The 20617-nt window shown below is 64.2% G+C and carries 19 protein-coding genes; 4 read left to right on the top strand and 15 right to left on the bottom strand.

The window, feature by feature from the left end; all coding sequences use genetic code 11:
• Positions 1-55 precede the first annotated feature (55 nt).
• Positions 56-928, top strand: coding sequence for an EamA family transporter RarD (gene rarD / locus CTEST_RS08750; RefSeq protein WP_047253416.1), 873 nt, complete (start codon positions 56-58; stop codon positions 926-928).
• On the opposite strand, the gene CTEST_RS08755 is transcribed toward rarD, so the two are convergent.
• Genes CTEST_RS08755 through lspA form a run of 3 tightly spaced genes read right to left on the bottom strand, consistent with a single transcriptional unit; the run spans position 925 to position 2983 of the window.
• Entirely contained in the window at positions 925-1512 is a 588-nt protein-coding gene (locus tag CTEST_RS08755; protein ID WP_236686067.1) for a hypothetical protein, read from the bottom strand. The two genes, rarD and CTEST_RS08755, sit on opposite strands and share 4 nt — an antisense overlap.
• Complete coding sequence (locus tag CTEST_RS08760; protein WP_047254348.1) at positions 1509-2384, bottom strand: RluA family pseudouridine synthase; 876 nt, start codon at positions 2382-2384, stop codon at positions 1509-1511. Before CTEST_RS08760 ends, CTEST_RS08755 begins: the two co-directional genes overlap by 4 nt.
• Positions 2385-2431: 47 nt before the next feature.
• The gene (lspA, locus tag CTEST_RS08765; RefSeq protein WP_047254349.1) at positions 2432-2983 is read right to left on the bottom strand and encodes a signal peptidase II; all 552 of its coding nucleotides are present in this window, start codon (positions 2981-2983) and stop codon (positions 2432-2434) included.
• An 83-nt stretch (positions 2984-3066) separates the two neighbouring features.
• On the opposite strand from lspA, the gene CTEST_RS08770 reads away from it, so the two are divergent.
• Both CTEST_RS08770 and CTEST_RS08775 read left to right on the top strand, forming a co-directional pair.
• Complete coding sequence (locus tag CTEST_RS08770) at positions 3067-4089, top strand: DUF6263 family protein (RefSeq protein ID WP_236686068.1); 1023 nt, start codon at positions 3067-3069, stop codon at positions 4087-4089.
• Positions 4090-4205: 116 nt separating this feature from the next.
• Entirely contained in the window at positions 4206-5879 is a 1674-nt protein-coding gene (locus tag CTEST_RS08775; RefSeq protein ID WP_047253418.1) for an ABC-F family ATP-binding cassette domain-containing protein, read from the top strand.
• Here CTEST_RS08775 and CTEST_RS08780 read toward each other — a convergent pair.
• Positions 5876-6460 (bottom strand): hypothetical protein, encoded by a 585-nt coding sequence (locus CTEST_RS08780; protein ID WP_047253419.1) that lies wholly within the window; start codon positions 6458-6460, stop codon positions 5876-5878. The two genes, CTEST_RS08775 and CTEST_RS08780, sit on opposite strands and share 4 nt — an antisense overlap.
• Before the next feature lie 131 nt (positions 6461-6591).
• On the opposite strand from CTEST_RS08780, the gene CTEST_RS08785 reads away from it, so the two are divergent.
• Complete coding sequence (locus CTEST_RS08785; RefSeq protein WP_047253420.1) at positions 6592-7512, top strand: asparaginase; 921 nt, start codon at positions 6592-6594, stop codon at positions 7510-7512.
• On the opposite strand, the gene CTEST_RS08790 is transcribed toward CTEST_RS08785, so the two are convergent.
• From CTEST_RS08790 to murC, 11 genes are all read right to left on the bottom strand, one after another.
• Complete coding sequence (locus CTEST_RS08790) at positions 7509-8900, bottom strand: DNA polymerase IV (RefSeq protein ID WP_047253421.1); 1392 nt, start codon at positions 8898-8900, stop codon at positions 7509-7511. The genes CTEST_RS08785 and CTEST_RS08790 overlap by 4 nt on opposite strands.
• Position 8901: 1 nt before the next feature.
• Entirely contained in the window at positions 8902-9780 is an 879-nt protein-coding gene (locus CTEST_RS08795) for an EamA family transporter (RefSeq protein WP_047253422.1), read from the bottom strand.
• Positions 9781-9790: 10 nt separating this feature from the next.
• Complete coding sequence (gene ileS / locus CTEST_RS08800) at positions 9791-13030, bottom strand: isoleucine--tRNA ligase (RefSeq protein WP_047253423.1); 3240 nt, start codon at positions 13028-13030, stop codon at positions 9791-9793.
• Between the two features lie 382 nt (positions 13031-13412).
• Positions 13413-14408, bottom strand: a complete 996-nt coding sequence (locus tag CTEST_RS08805) for a DivIVA domain-containing protein (protein ID WP_047253424.1) — start codon at positions 14406-14408, stop codon at positions 13413-13415.
• A 191-nt stretch (positions 14409-14599) separates the two neighbouring features.
• A complete protein-coding gene (locus CTEST_RS08810; RefSeq protein WP_047253425.1) occupies positions 14600-14887 on the bottom strand; it encodes a YggT family protein in 288 nt (95 codons plus the stop codon).
• A gap of 183 nt (positions 14888-15070) precedes the next feature.
• Positions 15071-15550 carry a cell division protein SepF gene (locus CTEST_RS08815; protein WP_047253426.1) on the bottom strand — a complete coding sequence of 160 codons (480 nt, stop codon included), beginning with the start codon at positions 15548-15550 and terminating at the stop codon, positions 15071-15073.
• An 83-nt stretch (positions 15551-15633) separates the two neighbouring features.
• Complete coding sequence (locus tag CTEST_RS08820; RefSeq protein ID WP_047253427.1) at positions 15634-16347, bottom strand: YggS family pyridoxal phosphate-dependent enzyme; 714 nt, start codon at positions 16345-16347, stop codon at positions 15634-15636.
• The gene (gene pgeF, locus CTEST_RS08825) at positions 16344-17081 is read right to left on the bottom strand and encodes a peptidoglycan editing factor PgeF (RefSeq protein WP_047253428.1); all 738 of its coding nucleotides are present in this window, start codon (positions 17079-17081) and stop codon (positions 16344-16346) included. The genes CTEST_RS08820 and pgeF overlap by 4 nt, the downstream gene beginning before the upstream one ends.
• Before the next feature lie 23 nt (positions 17082-17104).
• Entirely contained in the window at positions 17105-18298 is a 1194-nt protein-coding gene (gene ftsZ / locus CTEST_RS08830; RefSeq protein ID WP_047253429.1) for a cell division protein FtsZ, read from the bottom strand.
• Between the two features lie 165 nt (positions 18299-18463).
• Positions 18464-19123, bottom strand: a complete 660-nt coding sequence (locus CTEST_RS08835) for a cell division protein FtsQ/DivIB (RefSeq protein WP_047253430.1) — start codon at positions 19121-19123, stop codon at positions 18464-18466.
• A 5-nt stretch (positions 19124-19128) separates the two neighbouring features.
• A complete protein-coding gene (murC, locus tag CTEST_RS08840) occupies positions 19129-20574 on the bottom strand; it encodes a UDP-N-acetylmuramate--L-alanine ligase (RefSeq protein WP_047253431.1) in 1446 nt (481 codons plus the stop codon).
• Between the last annotated feature and the right edge of the window lie 43 nt (positions 20575-20617).

Genomic DNA, 20617 nt, shown 5'->3' on the forward strand with positions numbered 1-20617 from the left:
TAGTCTGGCAAGTCAAAGAAATTGGCTGGCCAACTCGCTAGTAGCATGACCTCACATGATCTATGGTCTGCTCGCTTACCTGCTGTGGGGACTGTTCCCGGCCTTCTTCCCGCTGCTCCTGCCAGCGGGTCCGGTGGAGATTCTCTCCCACCGCATCGTGTGGACCGCCGTGACCATGATCGTCGTGCTCACCGCCCTCAAGGGGTGGGGCGCCCTCCGCCGCGCCAGCCGCACCACCTGGCTCTTGCTCGTCGCAGCCGGGCTGCTGATCTCGGTGAACTGGGGCATCTATGTCGTCGCGGTGAACTCCGATCACGTCGCTGACGCCGCCCTCGGCTACTTCATCAACCCGCTGGTCTCAGTGCTGCTGGGGGTGGTCTTCCTCGGCGAACGCCTCAGCCGCCTCCAAACTATGTCGGTGGCGATCGCGGCCGTCGGTGTCATCCAATTGACGTTCCTGTCCGGGCAGGCCCCCATGTTGGCCCTCGGCCTGGCGTTTTCCTTCGGCTTCTATGGGCTGGTGAAGAAGCAGGTACAGGTGCCACCCACCGCATCGCTGACGGCGGAGTCTCTGGTCATGGCGCCGCTGGCGATCGGTTACCTCGTGTGGCTCACCGCCGTGGGGCGCAGCACGTTCCTCAGCGAAGGCCCTTCGCACACGGCGCTGCTTATCATCTCTGGCCTGGTGACTACCGTGCCGTTGCTGCTGTTCGGCATGGCCTCCAAGCGAATCCCCTTGGCCACCCTCGGCATGATTCAGTACCTCACGCCGACGATGCAGATGCTGTGGGCGCTGTTTGTCACCCAGGAATTCCTCTCCACGGGTCGCTGGATCGGCTTCATCATCATCTGGTTCGCCGTGGCCATCTACCTCATTGACCTGGCACGGAAGGCGCGGCAGCGGTCCGCCGCCCGCAAGCGAGCCTAGCCCTGGGGGACCTCCACTGGTCGCACCCCGAAGCGGCCCCAAGAGGCATCCGCAGGAAGGACCTCCACGGTGGCGATGTCGGTGTGGGAGGCGACCTCCCGGAGGGAGTCGCCGGCATCGTAGACCACGACGGCGTCGATACGCTCCGGAACCGGCACCTCCCCCACGCCGGAGAGCATGAGGGCAATGCGGTCCAACTGGGTGTGGAAGACGGAGGAGCGGGAAGCGCCGTCGACGGGTTCGGGAAGGGGGAAGGGCGGGGCGGAGTCAATAACCATGGCGTTGACGCGACCCACCGAGCCGAGCGCTGCCTGGGTTTCCTCCGGCGTCAGCGGATGCGTGAACGTGACCAGCGCATAAGCGGGGTCATCGGCGGCCGCCAACGTATCAGCCGCACGAGCGGCATAGACGGAATAAGGCTCGGCGGATTCCTTGCCCACCGTATCCCCGTTCGGCGCGAGCGGCCGCGACGTGGCGTCATCAAAGAAAGCGAAAATCAAGGCTGCGACGAGGGCGAGCATGGCCAGGCCACCGACGACGCGAGTGATAAGCGCGGAACGCTGCTCGTGCATACCGGCACTCATTCCCGCACTCGATCCAACGCACGGGCGAGGTCATCCGGGTAGGGCGCCTCGATCTCCATCCATCGACCATCCGCCGGGTGGTTAAACCCCAAACGCACGGCGTGCAACCACTGGCGGCTGAGCCCCAGACGCGCGGAGAGCTCCGGGTTAGATCCGTACATGGGGTCGCCGACGCACGGGTGCCCGATGGCTGACATGTGGACGCGGATCTGGTGGGTACGGCCCGTCTCCAGCTTGACCTCCAACAAGGTGGCCTCGCGGAATGCCTCGATGGTGTCGTAGTGGGTGATGGCGTGCTTGCCCTCGGAGGTGACGGCAAATCGCCAGCCGGAGGAGGGGTGACGGCCAATAGGGGCATCGACGGTGCCGGTGAAGGGGTCAGGATGGCCCTGGACCAGGGCGTGATAGGTCTTGTCCACCGTCCGGTCGCGGAAGGCCTGCTTAAGCACCGAATAACCGCGTTCGGAGGCGGCGACAACCATGACCCCGGAGGTCCCGACGTCGAGGCGCTGGACGATGCCCTTGCGCTCCGGTGGCCCGGAGGTTGAGATGCGGAAACCCGCGGCGGCCAGTCCCCCGACCACCGTCGGCCCCTCCCAGCCGACGGTGGGATGCGCGGCGACGCCGACGGGCTTGTGCACCGCGATGAGATCATCGTCGGAGTAGAGGATGTCCAACCCCTCGACCAGTTCTGCCCGTGGGGTGAGATCTGCAACCTCCGGGAGGGTGACCTCCAGCCACGAGTCAGCCGGGAGGCGATCGGACTTGCCTGCCGGTGCGCCGTCGATAAGCACCTCCCCCGCCGTGGCGAGATCCGCCGCGACGGTCCGGGAGAGGCCCAAAAGCTTGGACAAACCGGCATCGACGCGCATGCCGGCGAGGCCCTCGGGGACGGGCAGGTTGCGGGTTTCACGTTGGCTCACGCGTCGACCTCCTCAGGTGCTGCGGGCTTAGCGCGCCGTTCATCGACGAACATCGCAATAACAAAGACCACCACGCCGACAGTAATCGAGGCATCCGCGAGGTTGAAGATGGCGAAGCGACCCACCGAGATGTAATCCACGACGTGACCGAACCAAAAACCAGGCTCCCGGAACAGTCGATCGATGAGATTGCCCAGGGCGCCACCGGCAATCATCGCCAAACCCACGGCCTGCCACCGTTCCCGAATGCGCGGAGAAATGACCGCGATGACCACGACAAAGGTGAGCTGGATGGTGGTGAACAGCCACGTAGAATTCGCGCCCATGGAAAATGCCGCGCCGGGGTTGAACAGTAGGTACAGCCGCAACCAATCACCAATCACCGGGATGATGTCCCCTGGCTCCATAAAGTGCACGACGAGGATCTTGATCACCTGATCCAGCGCGGCCACCGTCACAATGATGGCAGCCATGAGCGCGATGTATCGGGCACGAGGCCCGGACGCGGCGGGCGATGCGGGAGCTGCTGGCGAAGTCACGGTGACCATCATCCCCCACCCCGCCGTCCCAGGTCCACCCGCGCGCCCACCGTCTGCCCTCACCGCAACCTGCATGGAGTAGCGTGGACGATGTGAATTTTTCCACTTCGCGCCGTCTCCCCCGTCCGCTGCTCGCCGCTGCCGCCCTCGTGGTGTCCTCGGCCCTGGTGCTTAGTGCGTGCACGTCGGAGGAAGATTCGGCGCCGACAGTGGAGAATGCGGTCGGCTTGCCGTTCGACGCGAGTCGGCTCATCGTGGAGTCCCTCGGCGGCGGTAGCAATGGACAAGCACAGGTTCTCGCCTTCCGCGACGCAACGCCGGAGGGCGAGGAGGCAGCCGAGCACACCTTCAACGTCGAAGTCGCTGAAGGGTTCAACCAATTCGCCGTCACTCAAGACAAACTCGACGTCAACGCCCCCGCTGGCGGTGATGTGCAGACCATGCGCCTGCCGTTGACAGGTTCCACGAGCGTGGCCTCAGAGGCGGACACCAATAACCAGGAGCGCGCAGCCACCCGCGACGTCTCCCTGGTGTTGGGGCAGCCGTCGAACTCCAACTTAGAGCTCACCGATGACATTCGTTCCACGGAGGGCTTCCGCCTCGGTTGGCGGGCCGGAGATGACGGCGGGATGTCCACGGTGCGGTTGGCGGCACCGCAGGATGCGACGGATAATGGCCGCGCCGTCACGGAGCAAGCGCTGCTCAAGCTGGTGTCCCTGCCGGTGCAATTCCCCACCGAGGCGGTCTCCGAGGGCGCAACGTGGACGGTTGATTCCCGGGTTACGGGCGAATCCACCCTGCTGCAGACCACGACGTACACGCTCAATTCCATCAACGGCGACATCGTGACCCTGGATGTCTCGGTGCACCAGCGCCCCGCGATCAGCTCCCTGAGCATCGACGGCCTGCCCGGCGCGATGGAAATGACCGGCCAAACCCTCAACGTGCTCAACTCCAACACCACCAGCGAGGGCACGCTGACAGTCGATCTGACCAAGCCCTTGCCTATCGACGGCCGCGTCTCCTTCACCACCCGAGTCGTCTACGGTGGCCAGGATCCGGCCATCAGGATCGTGCAGGATTCCACCACGTCCCTGGCGTTTGCTCAGGGTTAATCTCACGACTGGTACACTGTCACCCATGATCCTTTGGTAGTTCATCCCCATTTCCCCATCTTCCGTGCGGTCGCAGCCTGTGTTCTCGGCTCCCGCCCCGGCCGAAGGATCACCCCATGGCTTCTCCCCACCACTTAAAAATTGACGGCGTCAGCTTTACCTATCCCGGAACTGCGCGCCGCGTTCTCACCGACGTCGACTTCGCTATCCCCGCCGGGCGTGTCACCGGTCTCATCGGCGAAAACGGCGCCGGCAAATCCACCCTCCTCGAGCTCATTGCCGGGAATCTGCAGCCGGACGTTGGTTTCATCACCACCCCGCCCACCACGGGGTTCATCGCGCAGGAGACGGACTTGCCGTTTTCCTCCCCCGTCTCCGCGCTTATCGACGCCGCGGTGGCTGAGCTCCGCGCCGTCGAAACGCGCATCGGCGAGATTTCCTCTGCCATCGCCGATACCCCGGATGATCCGGCGCTCGCCGAGGCCTTCGATGCCGCCCTCGCTCAGGCAGAGCAGTCGGGGGTGTGGGAGTTGGACTCGCGCATCGCCACCGTCCTCGCCGGTCTCGGCTTGGCTGGCATTCCCTTGGACACCACCATCGGCCATCTCTCTGGCGGGCAGCGTCGCCGTTTCGCCCTCGCCGCTCTCCTGCTGCGCCCGGTCGACGCCCTCGTGCTCGACGAGCCCACCAACCACATCGATGATGACGGCGTGGATTTCCTCATCAACGAGCTCAAGGAGTTCTCCGGCCCGGTGCTCGTAGCCAGCCACGACCGCTTCTTCCTGGACAAGGCTGCAGACGCTCTCGTCGACCTCGACCCTGGTCTCGGCGCGGAAGGCGGCTCGGGCGAGGATACCCGCCAGGGCATTCAGTTCACCGGCTCGTTCAGTGATTACTTGGAGTCCCGTGAGGATATCCGCCGCCGTTGGGAAGAGCTCTACGCCGCACAGGAACACGAGCGCGTTCGCCTGGAAAAGGCCACCCAGACCGGCGAATCGGACATCTTCCACAGCGATAAGTCCAAGTCCGAGTCGCGGATCACCGACAAGTTCTATTCCGATCGCGCCGCCAAGACGTTAGGCAACCGGCTCCGCTCGGCCCGCAACCGATTGGAGGCGTTGGAACGCGACGAGCTGCCCCAGCCGCCCGCTCGCCTGCAATTCCATGGCATTCCCGAGCACGGAACGCTGGCCTCGCTCGGCGAACCGGCCGTCGTTGCTCGCGATCTGGTGGTTACCGACCGCCTCGGCCCCCTCGATATCACCGTGCAACCCGGTGATCATTGGCTCATCGAGGGCCCCAACGGCGCCGGAAAATCGACGTTCCTATCGGTCATCCAGGGCCGGGTGCCCGTCGATGAGGGCTTGCTGCGCATCCCCGAGGACGTTCGCATCACGCGCCTGAGCCAGGACGATGAGTGGATCGACCTCGATACCCCCGCTATCGATATCTTCACTGCTCGTGTGCCCACCGGCTCGCCCAGCCTCATGGACATGGGCCTGATGAACGAAGAAACCGCCGCCCGGCCCTTGGGAGAACTCTCCCTGGGTCAGAGGCGACGGGTATCGCTGGGCATTATCCTGGCGTCTCCGCCAGATATCCTGCTGCTCGACGAGCCCACCAACCACCTCTCCCTCGCCTTAGCGGAGGAGCTGGAGGAGGCGTTGTCGCAATTCCCCGGCACGGTGCTCATGGCTACCCATGACCGGTGGATTCGCCGCCGCTGGGCCGTCCGTACGGACGGCCGCGGCAAGATCCTCACCTTGGATGGCGAGGACCGCGAAGGCTAAGACGCCGGTGCGGGTGCTGGCGCGTCAGCCGGTGCCTCGGCCGGAGCTTCCTCCGCCGGGGCCGGTGCCGGAGCGAACTCCTGGCACATCGCCGGGACCTGGTCCGGCGCAACGGTGTTGGTGATCAGGGTGCAGGCCCAGGACTGGGAGAGCTTCCACTCACCGTTTTCGAAGATGAACTCGACGTTTTCGGCCGGCTGCGCGGGCTGATCCGGCAGGGTGAAGTTCACGGAGGCGAGGACGGAATCCGGGGTGTAGCCCGGCAGGACGGGGTTGACTACCTGGAACTGGGCGCCGGATTCGGCCTGGGAGGCGGCCATCGTCTCAAAAAGCTCCGGGGCGGTTTCGCCGCCCTGGACCGTGGAGACCTTGCCTTCGAGCGGCACGTTCGGGTCGGTGGCGCGGGCCAGGACCTCGTTGAGCTCGTCGGCGGTGGGCAGGGTCGGGGCGGCGACGGCTGATTCGCTGGCCGAGGTCTTGGCGGACGTGGTGGCGGAGCCTCCATCGTCGCTGCTGCAGGCGGTCAGGGCCAGGGCGGCGCCGACAGCGGCGGCCACGGCGGTGATTTTGGTCAGCTTCACGGAAATAACTCTCCTTAGTCTGGGCACGATCGGTCAGAACTTTTCAGATGCCCTTATCGGCATAAATCGTACACGGCATAAACCGTCTCATCCCCATTCCGCGGCTGTGAATCCTGTGGCATGGTGGTGGGATGACCCGCATCATGCTGCTGACCACCGGCGGAACTATCGCCACCACGGCCGACGATTCTGGGGCGTTGGTCCCCACCATCAGTGGCCGCGAGCTTCTCGCGTCCGCCGGGGCGGCACTCCCGGAAGATATTTCTGTCACGGTGCGCGACCTCACCCGGTTGGACTCCTCGGCGATCACGTTGAGCGAGCTCGATGGGATCATCGCGGCGGTCCACGCGGACTTGGCTGATCCGGACGTCGACGGCATCGTCATTACTCATGGGACGGACTCGATGGAGGAAACGGCCATCGCCCTCGATATCTTCCACGACGATGACCGTCCCGTGGTGCTCACCGGCGCGCAGCGCTCCTTCGATCATCCCTCCTCCGATGGGGTGGGCAATCTCGTCGATGCCATCCGGCTGGCCGCCGATCCCCTCTCCCGCCGCCAGGGGGTGCTCATCGCGTTCGGCGGCTGGACCATTCCCGCCCGCGGCGCTTCCAAGCGCCACACCAGTGAGCTCGACGCCTTCATTTCCACCACGCCGCGGGAGGATCGCCGCCCGCCGGCTCTTCCCGTCGTGCCCCTCGCCGGCACGGTCGTGCCCATCGTCACCGCGTGGCCCGGGTCCGGTCGAGAGCTTATCGACGCCGCGGTGACCGCCGGCGCCCAGGGCATCGTCGTCGAAGCCCTGGGCTCCGGCAACATGGGACCGGAGATGGGTGAGGGCGTTGCTGCCGCTGCGGAATCGGGAATCCCGGTGGTGATCACCACCCGGGTGCCGGCGGGCGAGGTGGCGCTTGCTTATGGTGGCGCGGGCGGCGGGGCCACCCTCGCCTCGCGTGGCGCTCATGGTTCAGGCTTTCTGCGCGCCGGACAATCCCGCATCATCCTCGCTGTGGCACTGGCGGGCGGGTACCCAATCGCCGAGATCCTTTAGCGGTCTTCTGCGGCGAGCCATTCCTCCCACGCGAGGCTGTCCAACGGGTCAGCTGCTGTGAGGGCGGGGTCATCGACGTCGAAAGTGCGGGTGGTGCCCGGACCGGTGGCTCGGGTTTCAAAACGCACCGACACGATCCCATGCCCGGAACCCTGGACCCACCCATGACCAAACTCGGGGTGGTGGACGTCCTGGGTCGCCCGCCATCCCGGCTCGTCGACGGCGAAATCGGTGACCAGCTCCGTGGCTGGGGCGGCGTTATCGCTCACACCCGCCTCGAAGTCATCATCGACGTCGCTGGACTGAGACACGGCGAGGTGGCGATCGAGCTCGGGAAACAAAATGTCCTGGCGGGCCAGCTCGAGGCCGGAAAACCCGACGCCGACTAAGCGAATAGGCCCCACCTCGTTGGGGTAACGCAGGAGCCGAAAAGCGGTGGCCCGCAATGACTCCTCATCATCAGTGGCGTAGCCCATGGTCGCGGAACGCGACTCGGTGTGGAAGTCCGCCATCTTGAGTTTGACGGAGACGGTCCGGGCACTGCGACCGTCGATAAGCAAACGGCGATGAGCTTGGTCGAAGGCGCGACGTGCTGCGGCATCGACATCGGCGCGGGTGGTGAGATCGCGCGGATAGGTATGTTCGGCGGAGATCTGCTTCGCCTCCGCGCGGGGCTCGACGGGCCGGTCATCGATGCCGCGCGCCAGGGTCCACAGCATCGGTCCCATCGTCCCGCCCAAGGAAATGGCGACCTCCTTCTCGCTCAACGCGGCCAGATCACCGATCGTCTCAATGCCGATCTGGGAGAGCTTCGCCTGCGTCACCGGGCCCACTCCCCAGAGCTTTCCCACCGCCATCGGGTGCAAAATCTCCAGTTCCCTCTCAGCGGGGATGACAAACGTGCCATCCGGCTTCGCCTCCCCGGAGCCAATTTTGGCGAACTGCTTCCCCGTCCCCGCTCCGATGGAGCTGGGCAGGCCAGTCTCTTCCAGGATGAGTGCCCGCAGGTCATCGGCCCACCGGCGAACCTCATCCGCGGTGGCTCCGACCAGCTCCGCGGGCTCCATGAAGGCCTCGTCGATGGAGAGTTGTTCCACCACGTCCACGTGGGTGGAGATGAGTTCAAACACGCGTCTCGACGCCGCCGAATACACCGCATGGCGCGGGCTGACCAACACGGCAGAATAGCCAACGAGCCGCGCGGCCCGCTGCGTCGGCATGGCCGAACGGACACCAAATTTCCGCGCCTCGTAGCTTGCCCCGGCCACCACTCCCCGGCCGCTCACCCCAGCGACGAGGACCGGCCGGCCGCGGAGAGTGGGACGGGTCAACTGCTCGACGGAGGCGAAAAAGGCATCCATGTCGATGTGCAGGACCCAACGTTGCATGTCACACCAGTGGATCGTCCGGCTTAGCCACCGGCTGCCGCACGATCGCGACGGCGGCAACCACCAACGCGATACCGATGAGCTCCGCGCCGCTCAACCACTGCTGCAACGCGATCGCCCCGAGCAGCGCCGCCACCACCGGCAAGAGTGCTTGCAGCAGGGCAAAGTAGGACGGGCCAGCCATCTTCATCACGACCTGATCCAGGGAATACGGGATGATGGCGGAGAGCACACCCAAGCCGAGCGCCAGGCCCAGCAGCTGGGTGCCCGGCATGGCGACATCCTCGGGCCACATGGCAACAATGAGGGGCAACGCCACAACGGCAGCAATGGAAAAACCAACCGTCATCGACTTGCGCGGATTGGCCGTGCCGCCCACGATGCGGGAACCGACGACGATGTACACCGCCCACAAGCCACCGGCCAACAGGGCGAAGAACAGACCCAACGCCGAGGTCGACCACACCGCGCCGGAAATAACGACGACACCGACGGTGGCCAAAACCAGGCCCAACCAATCTCGGATGCTGCGCGAGCCGATGGCCGCAACGAGAATCGGGCCGAGGAACTCCACCGCCACGGCGGTGCCCAACGGCAACCGGGCAATGGCCTCATAGAAACTCATGTTCATGCCCATGGTCGCGATGCCATAAATCGCCGCCTGGGCGCCGTCGCGGCCGAGGAAAGCCCGGACGCCGGGGCGGACCAACACCAACAAGATAACGGCAGCCGAGGAGATGCGGAACCAAGCGACGACGATGGGCGGCAGGACATCAAAAAGCCCCACCGCGACGGCAGCACCAGCATAAAGGCTAAGCCCCGAGGCGATCATCACGGCTGGAGCTGCGATGCCCGTCCCGGGGCGAGGAAACCTACTCATGCGAGCTAGATTACTGGGAAACCTTTTCCACGGTGGCAGTGACTCCCTTAACCACGTCGTGGATGGTCTCCGCCGACAGGTCATCGGTGGTGACATCGAAGGCCACTGCCAGGACTTCCCGGGCGATGAGCTCCTGGTGGCGAGCAGCCCACTCCAGCTTGTCCTCCGGCACCGACAGCTCCACCGCGATGCGATCGGAGACCTCCAGCCCGGTGGCCTTGCGAGCATCCTGCAGGCCGCGGATGACGTCAGCGGCCCACCCTTCGGCCTCCAGCTCGTCGGTGACCGTGAGGTCGAGGACGACCAGTCCATCGAGACCGTCGATACGCGCGGTGGACTCCGGGTTCGCCGCGACGAGCCGCTCGGTGTACTCCGCCGGGGTCAACTCGATGCCATCGGCGATAACATTGTCGCCGGAGCGTTCGTAGTTGCCCGACTTCACCGCCTTGATCACGCGCTGAACGTCCTTACCTAGACGCGGACCTGCCACCTTGGCGTTGACCACTACCTCGAAGGTGCCAACCGAATCGACGTCGCTTGTGAGGATCACTTCCTTGACGTTGACCTCATCGCGGACGATCGGAGCAAACGCCTCCAGCTTGCCGGAATCCGGCAATGCCACGGTCAGAGCCGGCAGCGGCAGACGGTTGCGCAGCTTGTGCGACTTGCGGACCGAGGAGGCTGCTGAGCAGACCCCGCGGGTAGCATCCATTGCCTCCACAAGAGCCGGATCTGCCGGGATCTGCTCCGCGGACGGGTAGTCGGCCAGGTGAACCGAACGCTCACCGGTCAGGCCGCGCCAGATGACCTCCGAGATGAACGGCAGCAGCGGGGCCGTGACCCGAGCGAGGACCTCCAGCACCGTGTAGAGGGTGTTGAAAGCCTCCGGGTTCTCGGTGTCGCCCGCCCAGAAACGATCCCGCGAACGGCGGACGTACCAGTTGGTCAACACATCAGCGAACTGGCGGACCGCATCCGTGGCGTCAGCGATATCGGTATTCGCCAGGGCCGTATCAACATTGTCAACCAGGTCGTGGAGCTTGGCCAGGATGTAGCGATCGAGCACATCCTGGGAATCAACCGACCACTCCGCCGGCTTCGACGAGTACAGCTGCAGGAAGGAATAGGCATTCCAGATCGGCAGCAGTGCCTGGCGCACACCATCGCGGATACCCTGCTCAGTGACAATGAGATTGCCGCCGCGCAGGATCGGCGACGACATGAGGAACCACCGCATGGCATCAGAACCATCGCGATCAAACACCTCATTGACGCTGGGGTAATTGCCCTTAGACTTGGACATCTTCAACCCATCGTTGCCCAAAACGATACCGTGGGCGACAACCTTGGTAAACGCCGGGCGGTCGAACAGCGCCGTCGACAGCACGTGGAGGGTGTAGAACCACCCGCGGGTCTGACCGGAGTACTCGACGATGAAGTCCGCCGGGGAATGGGTCTCAAACCACTCCTTGTTCTCAAAGGGGTAATGCTTCTGGGCGAAGGGCATGGAACCCGACTCGAACCAGCAGTCCAGGACCTCCGGGACGCGGCGCATCATCGACTGCCCCGTCGGGTCATCCGGGTTGGGGCGCACGAGCTCGTCGATGTCGGGGCGGTGCAGCGACTTCGGTCGCACGCCGAAATCAGCCTCCAGTTCCGCGAGGGAACCGTAAACATCGACGCGCGGGTAGGCGTCATTGTCAGAGACCCACACCGGGATCGGAGAACCCCAGTAGCGGGACCGAGAGATGTTCCAATCGCGGGCACCCTCGAGCCACTTGCCAAACTGGCCGTCGCGCATGTGCTCCGGCATCCACTCGATGTCATTGTGGTTGAGCTCGACCATGCGGTCGCGGAACTTGGTCACAGCAACGAACCATGACGGCAGTGCCATGTAGATCAGCGGCTGGCCCGAACGCCAGGAGTGGGGGTAGGAGTGCTCGATGGTCTGGTGGCGCACGACCCGCCCGGCGGCCTTGAGATCACGGATGATGTCCTTGTTGGCGTCGAAGACGAGCTGGCCTTCGTAGTCAGGAGCCAGGGAGGTGAACTCACCGTCCATGTCGACGGGGATGACCACGTCGATCCCGTACTTCTGGCAGGTGGCCATATCGTCTTCACCGAAGGCGGGCGCCTGGTGGACGATGCCGGTGCCGTCCTCAGTGGTGACGTAGTCAGCGTTGAGGAATTGGAAGGCGTTGGGCTGATCCTCGAAGTAGGTGAAGATCGGCTGGTAGTTCAGTCCTTCCAGCTCGGAGCCGAGGAAGGTGGAAACGACCTCGCGGTCCTCGCCGAGTTCCTTGGCATACGCACCGACGAGGTTGGTGGCCAGGAGGAAGGTCTGGCCAGCGAACTCGGCGAGGCCATCTGCCCCCACCCGCACGAGCGAGTACTCCACATCCGGGTGGACGGCGAGCGCCAAGTTGGACGGCAGGGTCCAGGGAGTGGTCGTCCAGGCAAGGGCGGCGGCGCTAGCCAGCTCGGGGTGAGCGGAGAGCGTTGCGGCAGCGGAAGACCCCTCGACGGCACCGGTGACCGGGAAGGTCACGGTGAGGGTCGGATCCTGGCGCATCTTGTAGGAATCGTCGAGTCGGGTCTCATGGTTTGACAGCGACGTGTGCTCGGCCCACGAGTACGGAAGGACGCGGAAACCCTGGTAGATCAAGCCCTTGTCATAGAGTTCCTTGAACGCCCACATGACCGACTCCATGAAGTCGGGGTCCATGGTTTTGTAGCCATTGTCAAAGTCAACCCACCGAGCCTGGCGGGTGACGTACTCTTCCCACTCGTTGGTGTACTCCAGCACGGACGTGGCGCAGTAGTCATTGAACTTCGCCAGGCCCATCTCTTCGATCTGGCCCTTGTTGGTGATGCCCAGCTGCTTCTCGACCTCCAGCTCCGCGGGCAGGCCATGGCAGTCCCAGCCAAACACGCGCGGAACGTGATTGCCGGCCATGGTGCGATAGCGCGGGATGATGTCCTTGACGTAGCCGGTGAGCAGGTGGCCGTAGTGCGGCAGGCCATTGGCGAAGGGCGGTCCATCGTAGAAGATGTACTCGGGCGAGCCCTGCCGATTGGCTAAGGAGGCCTGGAAGGTCTCATCGTCCTGCCAATACTTCAGGACGTTTTCTTCCATCTCCGGGAACTTGGTCGATCCCCCGGTCATATCCACGCGCGGGTAGACCCCACCCACGCCGGTCTTGCCGGAATTATTGCCGGGCTGATTGTCGGTGCCGTTGGCTTCGCTCATTGCGCTAGTCACTCTTCCTTCACTCACGAAAAACTACTCACAGGGCCCAGGGACGCGATGCAATCGCGCGGTACCACCCTGCTTGGACGCCAGAGACTTCAGTCTCAGGCGTCCCACTTCGTTTCGTGGTGAAGGTCAATCACGGTCCCACCCGTCCGGTTCTACTGAGCCCCACGTGGTGGTGCCGTTCTTCCGGATGCTCCCCGGTGATAGCCGGATCTCAGCGTTGTACTCCAGTCGTCTAAAAAACACTGTGCCACCTCTCGGCGGCGATAAATCCACACTATACCCTATTCAGACCCTATCCAGTCACAGGCAGCTGCTCCCCGCCCGAACCCTCCGAAGAGGGCCGAGCGGGGAGCAGCTGGGATAAGTTGTGGGCTTAGTTGTTGCCGTTGTTCCCGCCGCCGGTCGGGGCAGAGGAACCGCGGGACTCCAACTCCTCGAGCTGAGACTGCAGCAAGGTTTTGAGGCGAGTGCGGTACTCACGCTCGTAGGTGCGCAGCTCGGAGATGCGAGTCTCCAGCACCGACTGCTGCTGCTTCACGGTGGCCATGATCTCGGTGTGCTTGCGCTCAGCGTCAGCCTGGAGGGCGTTGGCCTTCTCCTCGGCCTGACGGATCTGGGCTTCGGCACGAGCGTTGGCCTGCGAGGTGGTCTCCTCAGCCTTCTTCTCTGCGTCGGCGATGAGGGCGGTGGCCTGGCTGTTAGCGCCAGCCAGCTGGGTCTCCGCCTTCTTAGCGGCGTCAGCCAGCTGGTAACGGGACTGGTTGTCCGCGTCGGTCAGCTGCTTCTCGGCAGCGGCACGAGCCTCATCGAGCATGGCCTTGGATTCGAGCTGAGCGTCAGAGGTCAGGCGATCAGCCATCTCCTGAGCCAGCCCGAGGACCTTCGCGGCCTGCATGTGGGTCTCGGCTCCAACAGCGCCACCCGCGGCGGCGGCTGCTGCGACGGGCGCAGCGGCGGCGGCGACAGGAGCACTGGATGCCTGCTTCTTCGCAGAATCCGCCTCGGAGCGAGCCTTAGCGGCTGCATCCTTCGCGGCCTTGGCGTCAGCCTGAGCCTTCTCGGTGGCGCGGCGGGCATCATTGAGCTTCGCTTCGTACTCATTGCGGAGCTTCGCCTCAATGTCCTTGCGCAGGCCAGCTTCATCAACGGAGGAGGAGGCCGGGGCGGCGGAGGCAACCGGGGCACTGCCGCCGTTGGAGCTGAGCTCCTCGACGCGTGCGCGGAGGTCGTCGTTCTCATCCTGCAGCTGGGCAAGAGTATCTTCAACGAGGTCGAGGAACTGATCTACCTCATCTTCGTTGTAACCACGCTTGCCGATCGGCGGCTTACTGAAAGCGACATTGTGCACGTCAGCTGGTGTCAGCGGCATTGGCGTTCCCTTCGAGTTTTGTGAAGCCCCGTAGGGCCGTGCGGGGGACCCACACGATGCTTATTCCAATAATGGTACTTTGCGGTCCTGTTCGAGTGTAGTCCCCCTAGGTGGTCCACGGCCCGACAGACACTATAAATCTTTACCGGACGTTGACACTCTTGGCTATTCCGCCCCATCTAGGTGGGGTGTTAAAAGATAGACAGCACTACCATTTGCAGGATCGCCAGGGCGATGAACAGCACAATCACCGACATATCTAAGGCAACTCCGCCCAGTCGCAGCGGCGGAATGATCCTCCGCAACGCCTTCACCGGAGGATCGGTCACCTGGAAAATTGGCTCGGCGACGTAGTAGAACCATTGGGGCGGCTGAAACTCACGCGAGAAGGAACGAATCATCTCGATGACGATCCGGGCAATGAGAATGAGTGAGTAGAGCCTCAGCAGAAGGTAAAGGATGGTTCCGATTAGAGTCACGCCAACAAATCCTAATAGATCTACCTGTGAATAGCCTTCTTGCACCCTCAGAGGCCGATGACCTCTGCTCCCCGTGCCATCCCAGCTAATCACCGCCGAATCACCACAGCACCCCGCCCGTCCCAGGAAGGGACGAATGGGGTGCTGCAAAAAGCGCCTGAGCTTGCCAGCTAACGCAGGTTCTTAGCGCAGACCGGCGGCCCGCTCGAGCTCAGAGGTGGACACATCCGCGGTCTCCGGAATGATGGCGAAGACGGTGCGGTGTGAGTCGAGGTGCTTGGTCACATTGACCATGCGGCCGCGGGCTGCGTAGCACAGGCCAGCGGCGAAGTCGACGACGCGCTTGTTCTCGCCGTTTTCCATGCGGGTGAGGTCGAAGACCACGGCGTCACCGTCGCGGAACGGCTCTCCGATGGAGGCAGCCTGGCCGTAGGAGGAAAGTTCGACGAACTCAACCTCGGCGCGCGGGGCGACGTAGGGGCGCTCCGTGCGGGAAGGGGTGTACTCACGCGAGTAGGAATCACGCTCGTAGGCCGGGGCCGGAGCGTAGGCGGAGGAACCGTTGGAGCGGTAGCGCGGCTCGTCGTCGTAGTAGGCGTCGTCGTGCTCCATCTCGTACGGAGTGAGGCCGAAGAATTCCTTCGCGTTTTTGATAATCGACATAGGGGGTATCCTCCCGGGGTCAGCAACCCATTAATGCAGCTGGCAGGGCTTTAAAAGTTGTGTGATTGCGGTGCAACTATCCGTTACGCTACTGGCCGATTTCCCAGCACTCCGGTTCCGACACGCACGATATTTGTCCCTGCTGCAATCGCCTCATCCATGTCCGCTGACATGCCCGCGGACAGCTCCATCGTTCGCCCATAGCGCTGGGCTAGTTCATCGCACAGCTGCTTGGTTCGGGCGAAGACGTCGGCGGCGGAGGAACCCAGCGGAGGAACCACCATGATGCCACTGAGGTGCAAGTATTCTGCCTTTTCAACGACGGCGGCCAGCTCCGCCAGGTCCTCTTCCCTCACTCCCCCGCGCGCCGTGTCCCCGTCCGCGGACAGCTGCAGGTGACACGGCAGAATCGTAGCGTCGCGGTCACCGCGTTCGAGCGCCAACGCCATGCCGCGATCGAGGGCTTCGGCCAGGCGCACCGAATCCAGCGACTGCACGCCGGCGGCCCAGCGGGCGACGGCGTTGGCTTTCTTCGTCTGAATCTGGCCGATCATGTGGAAGCGGACGTGTGGAACCTCGACCGCCTTCTCCCGGGCCTCTTGCTCGCGGTTTTCTCCGACGTCCGTCACTCCCAACGTGGCCAGGCGGGCGACGTCTTCGGCGGGGTGAAACTTGGTCACGGGCAGCAGGCGCACGTCGCCGGGTTGGCGCCCGGCGGCAGCAACGGCTGCATCGATACGCTCGTGGAGGGCGGCCAGATTACCGCGGAGTTCTTCGGTTCGGGCGTCGACGGTCATGGCAGCCACACCAAGCCCGCTTGGCGCCCGGTGACACCGTCACGGCGGTAGGAGAAGAAGTCGGTGTCGGCGATGGTGGAGCGCGGGTCGGCCTCGATGGCGGTCACGCCAAGGCCCATCAGCTGTCGGACTAGCCCGGCCCGGATATCCAGGCCGGTGGTGCCCTTCGCCGTCCGGGTCAGCGATCCTGGCAGATGCTTGTCGACGTCCGCGGCCATCGCCGCAGGCACTTCATAGTCACGGCCCGCAGCGGCTGGGCCGAGCAGCACCTGAATGGTCGCCGGGGTCGCCCCCAGCGACAACATCGTCTCTACGGTGCGGGCGACGATGCCGTTGCGGGCTCCGAGGCGACCGGCGTGTGCGGCCGCGACAACACCGTTGACATGATCCGCCAGGAGGACGGGCACGCAGTCGGCCACGAGGACCGCCAAAGCCAAGCCCCTCGCGGTGGTCACCAGCGCGTCGGATGCCTCGACCGGCTCAAACACGGGGCCGTCGACGACGGTGACGTTGGGGGAATGGATCTGCTCCATCCACACGACGTTGGCCGGATCCAGGCCGAGAACGGACGCCAGCCGCTCCCGATTAGCAGCAACGTGGGCGGGATCATCTCCCACGTGGTCGCCTAAGTTGAAGGAATCATAAGGAGACGACGAGACCCCGCCAGCACGGGTAGTAAAAACCATGCGGACGGGGCGGTGAATCTCGGTGCCTTGCGGGGAACTCTGGGACATGCCCTAGAGGTTAGCGCAGTGGCTTAGCGCAAGAAGTCGGGCACATCGAGATCGTCGTCGGAGGAGCCGTTGCTGCGGGTATCCCGGCCGGAGGTGAACAACCCACCGTTGCTCGGCTCACTGCGGTAGTGGTGGCGGCCGTCGTCAGCAGACTCGGAGCCGCGGTCCCGATCGCTTCCGCCGAACAGTCGACCGCGCTCCTCCGTGGCGGGGGCAGGGGTGACGGACTCGGCGGCCTCGTCGCGGGTGACGGCGGCGGGCGGGCTGTTGCGGTTGGCATCAAAGCCGGTGGCCACGATGGTGACGCGGACCTCGTCGCCGAGGTTGTCATCAATGATGGTGCCGAAGATGATGTTCGCGTCCTCGTCCGACTGCTCCTGGACGGTGGTCATCGCTTCGTTGACCTCCATGAGGCCCAGATCGGATGCGCCAGCAACGGAGAGCAGCAGGCCCTTCGCGCCTTCCATGGTGGATTCGAGCAGCGGGGAGTTGATGGCCTGAAGGGTGGCGTTCATAACGCGATCGTCGCCGCGGGCGGAACCGACACCCATGAGGGCGGAACCGGCATCGGACATGACGGAGCGGACGTCGGCGAAGTCGACGTTGATGACGCCGGGGGTGACGATGAGATTGGTGATGCCCTGCACGCCGTTGTGCAGGACCTCATCGGCCGCGCGGAAGGCATCCATCATGGACAAGGTGGCGTCGCCAAGCTGCAGGAGGCGGTCGTTGGGGATGACGATGAGGGTGTCGCAGACTGCGCGCAGCTCCTCGATGCCTTCTTCGGCCTTGCGGTTACGGGCCGGGCCTTCGAACTTGAAAGGCTTGGTTACCACGCCAACGGTGAGGGCGCCGAGCTTCTTTGCCACCCCGGCGACGACGGGGGCCGCGCCGGTACCGGTGCCGCCACCCTCACCGGCGGTAACGAAGACCATGTCAGCCCCCTTGAGGGTCTCCTCGATCTCGTTCTTGTGATCCTCGGCGGAGGTGCGGCCCACTTCCGGGTTCGCCCCGGCACCCAAGCCTCGGGTGGCCTCGCGGCCGATGTCGAGCTTGGTGTCCGCGTCGGAGAAGAGCAGCGCCTGGGAATCGGTGTTGATCGCAACGAACTCGACACCCTTGAGGCCCTCCTCGATCATGCGGTTAACGGCGTTGACTCCGCCGCCGCCGACGCCTACGACCTTGATGACGGCGAGGTAGTTATTAGGTGAGGTCATGGGTTCTGGTCTCGCCTTTCTAAGGTGAGGAGGTGCATTCAACGAGTTGTGTTTCCATCATGAGCGACCGAGGAGAAATTATGTCGTTCATTTCGGCGGCGTGTCGGCACCCTCAACCTTTACTTTAGGGTTGTTGACGTGCAGTTTTAGCCCGCCACCGGGGAGCTAGCGCACCGTCACCAGCGAAGGATTGGACACATTCCAGGACTGTCCCTCGCGCCCTAAGATGTCCTCCATCGCCAGCGCCTTATCGTGGGCACTTTCGGTCGAACCCCAGTACACGGTGCGGCCATCGTGCAGGTAGAAGGTCAGATCGTGTTGGGCCGGGACATCGATCCGGGCAACCGCCAGGCGCACCGAAGCGGGTAGCTGCGCCACCACCTGGGCGACTGACGTGAGCACGGCTGGTTCTTGGCGCTGGGATCCCGTGACCTCGACGGCGTCGTCGGGGGGTGTATCAATGACGAACGGCGTTCCGGCGTCGTCGATGAGGTGGTCGCCGTCCCCCTCAACGGAGTAGAGCACCGCCTGGCGCTCCACCACGTCCACCCCGAGGGTGGACGGCCACTGCCGATTCACCGTGGCGGACTTCACCCACGGCAAGGTGACAACGTTGGCAGCCGCTGAACTGGCATCCACGCGGGCGAGGTTGTGCCCCTGAGCCACCCCAGCCACCTCGATGATGTCCTCGGTGGTGGTGTGCACATTGCCGGTCACGTCGTAGTCTTTGATCGTGAACACCGGAAAGGCCCACACCGCCCCGAAGGCCACCACGATCACCGCCACCACCGCGGCGACGGCGAGGACAATCTTCTTGCGGCTCATCGGAGTCAGGACTCTTCCAGCTGAGTAAGGATCTCCCCCGCCAACAGCGTGACGTTGCCCGCGCCCATGGTGAGCACGAGGTCACCCGGCCGGATGCGGGAACGCAAGGTATCCACGGCCTCGGAAAAGTCCGGCTCATAAGCAACGTCACAGGTGACAGAGTCGGTGATGATGCGCGAGGTGACACCTTCCACAGGCTTTTCCCGGGCGCCAAAAATTTCCAACACGATGACGGAATCAGCCAGCGACAGGGCGGCGGCGAACTCCTCCGAGAATTCGATCGTGCGCGAATACAGGTGCGGTTGGAACACCACGACAACGCGGGCTCCCTCGCCTTCGGCCTCCACCTTTTGGCGCGCGGCCTGCAGCACCGCCGTCACCTCGGTCGGATGATGGGCGTAGTCGTCGAAGACCCGCAGGCCGGCGAACTCGCCGCTGGTGACCGTACCCCGGTATTCAAAGCGGCGCCGTACGCCATTGAAATCGCTGAGCCCGCTGACCAGCTGGTCGAGGTCACCTCCGACGAGCAGGCCCGCCAGCAGCGCGCCGGCGCCGTTGAGGACCATGTGCTGACCGGGAATTTGTAGGGTGACGGTGATGTCGCGGTCGTCGATACGCAGATGAGCCACGGTGCCCACCTCTTCGAAGGTGGTGGACACGATTTCCGCGCCGAGCGGGATGTCCGAATGCAAAGCGGCGGCCTCGGTCGTGCCATAACCAAGAACCTGGATGCCCTTGTCCAGGCAGCGCTCGCCGAGGGCGGCGGCGTGGATATCGTCCAGGCAGACGACGAGCGTGCCGGTCGGGGTGAGTCGCTCGGCGAAGTCATCAAATACTTGGTAGTAGGCCTTGGCGGTGCCAAAGTAGTCGAGATGATCGGGCTCAATATTGGTTACCACCGCGACATCGGGGCGGTAGCGCAACAGCGAGGCATCCGATTCGTCCGCCTCGGCGACGAAGGCATCACCGGTGCCGTGGTGGGCGTTGGTGCCGGAGCGATTGAGCTGACCACCAATGGCGAAACTGGGGTCCAGCCCCGCTGCCTGGAGCGCGGCAACGGCCATGGACGTCGTCGACGTCTTGCCGTGGGTTCCAGCGATGAGCACCTGCCGGTAGCCGTCCATCAGCTCACCCAAAAGATCGGAGCGACGGATCACGGGAATACCGTGTTCCTGCGCCGCGATGAGCTCAGGATTATCCTGCGGGATCGCGGCGAAAGAAACGACAACCACGGTGGGCAGCTCGCCGGAGAGCGTGAGGTTTTCTGCAGCATGGCCGATGGCGATGTGCGCTCCCATCGAGGTGAGAGCGCGGACGGGCCGGGACGCTTTGACGTCGGAACCGGTGACGGTCGCACCCCGGGACAGGAGAATGCGGGCCACCCCGGACATACCGGCCCCGCCAATTCCGACGAGATGGACACGGGAAAGGTCGACGGTGCCGTCAGTCATGGGGGGCCTCCTGCAGGCTGGTGAAAGGGATGGGGGCTGTTCC

This window comes from Corynebacterium testudinoris (assembly GCF_001021045.1).
Taxonomy (GTDB): Bacteria; Actinomycetota; Actinomycetes; order Mycobacteriales; family Mycobacteriaceae; genus Corynebacterium; species Corynebacterium testudinoris.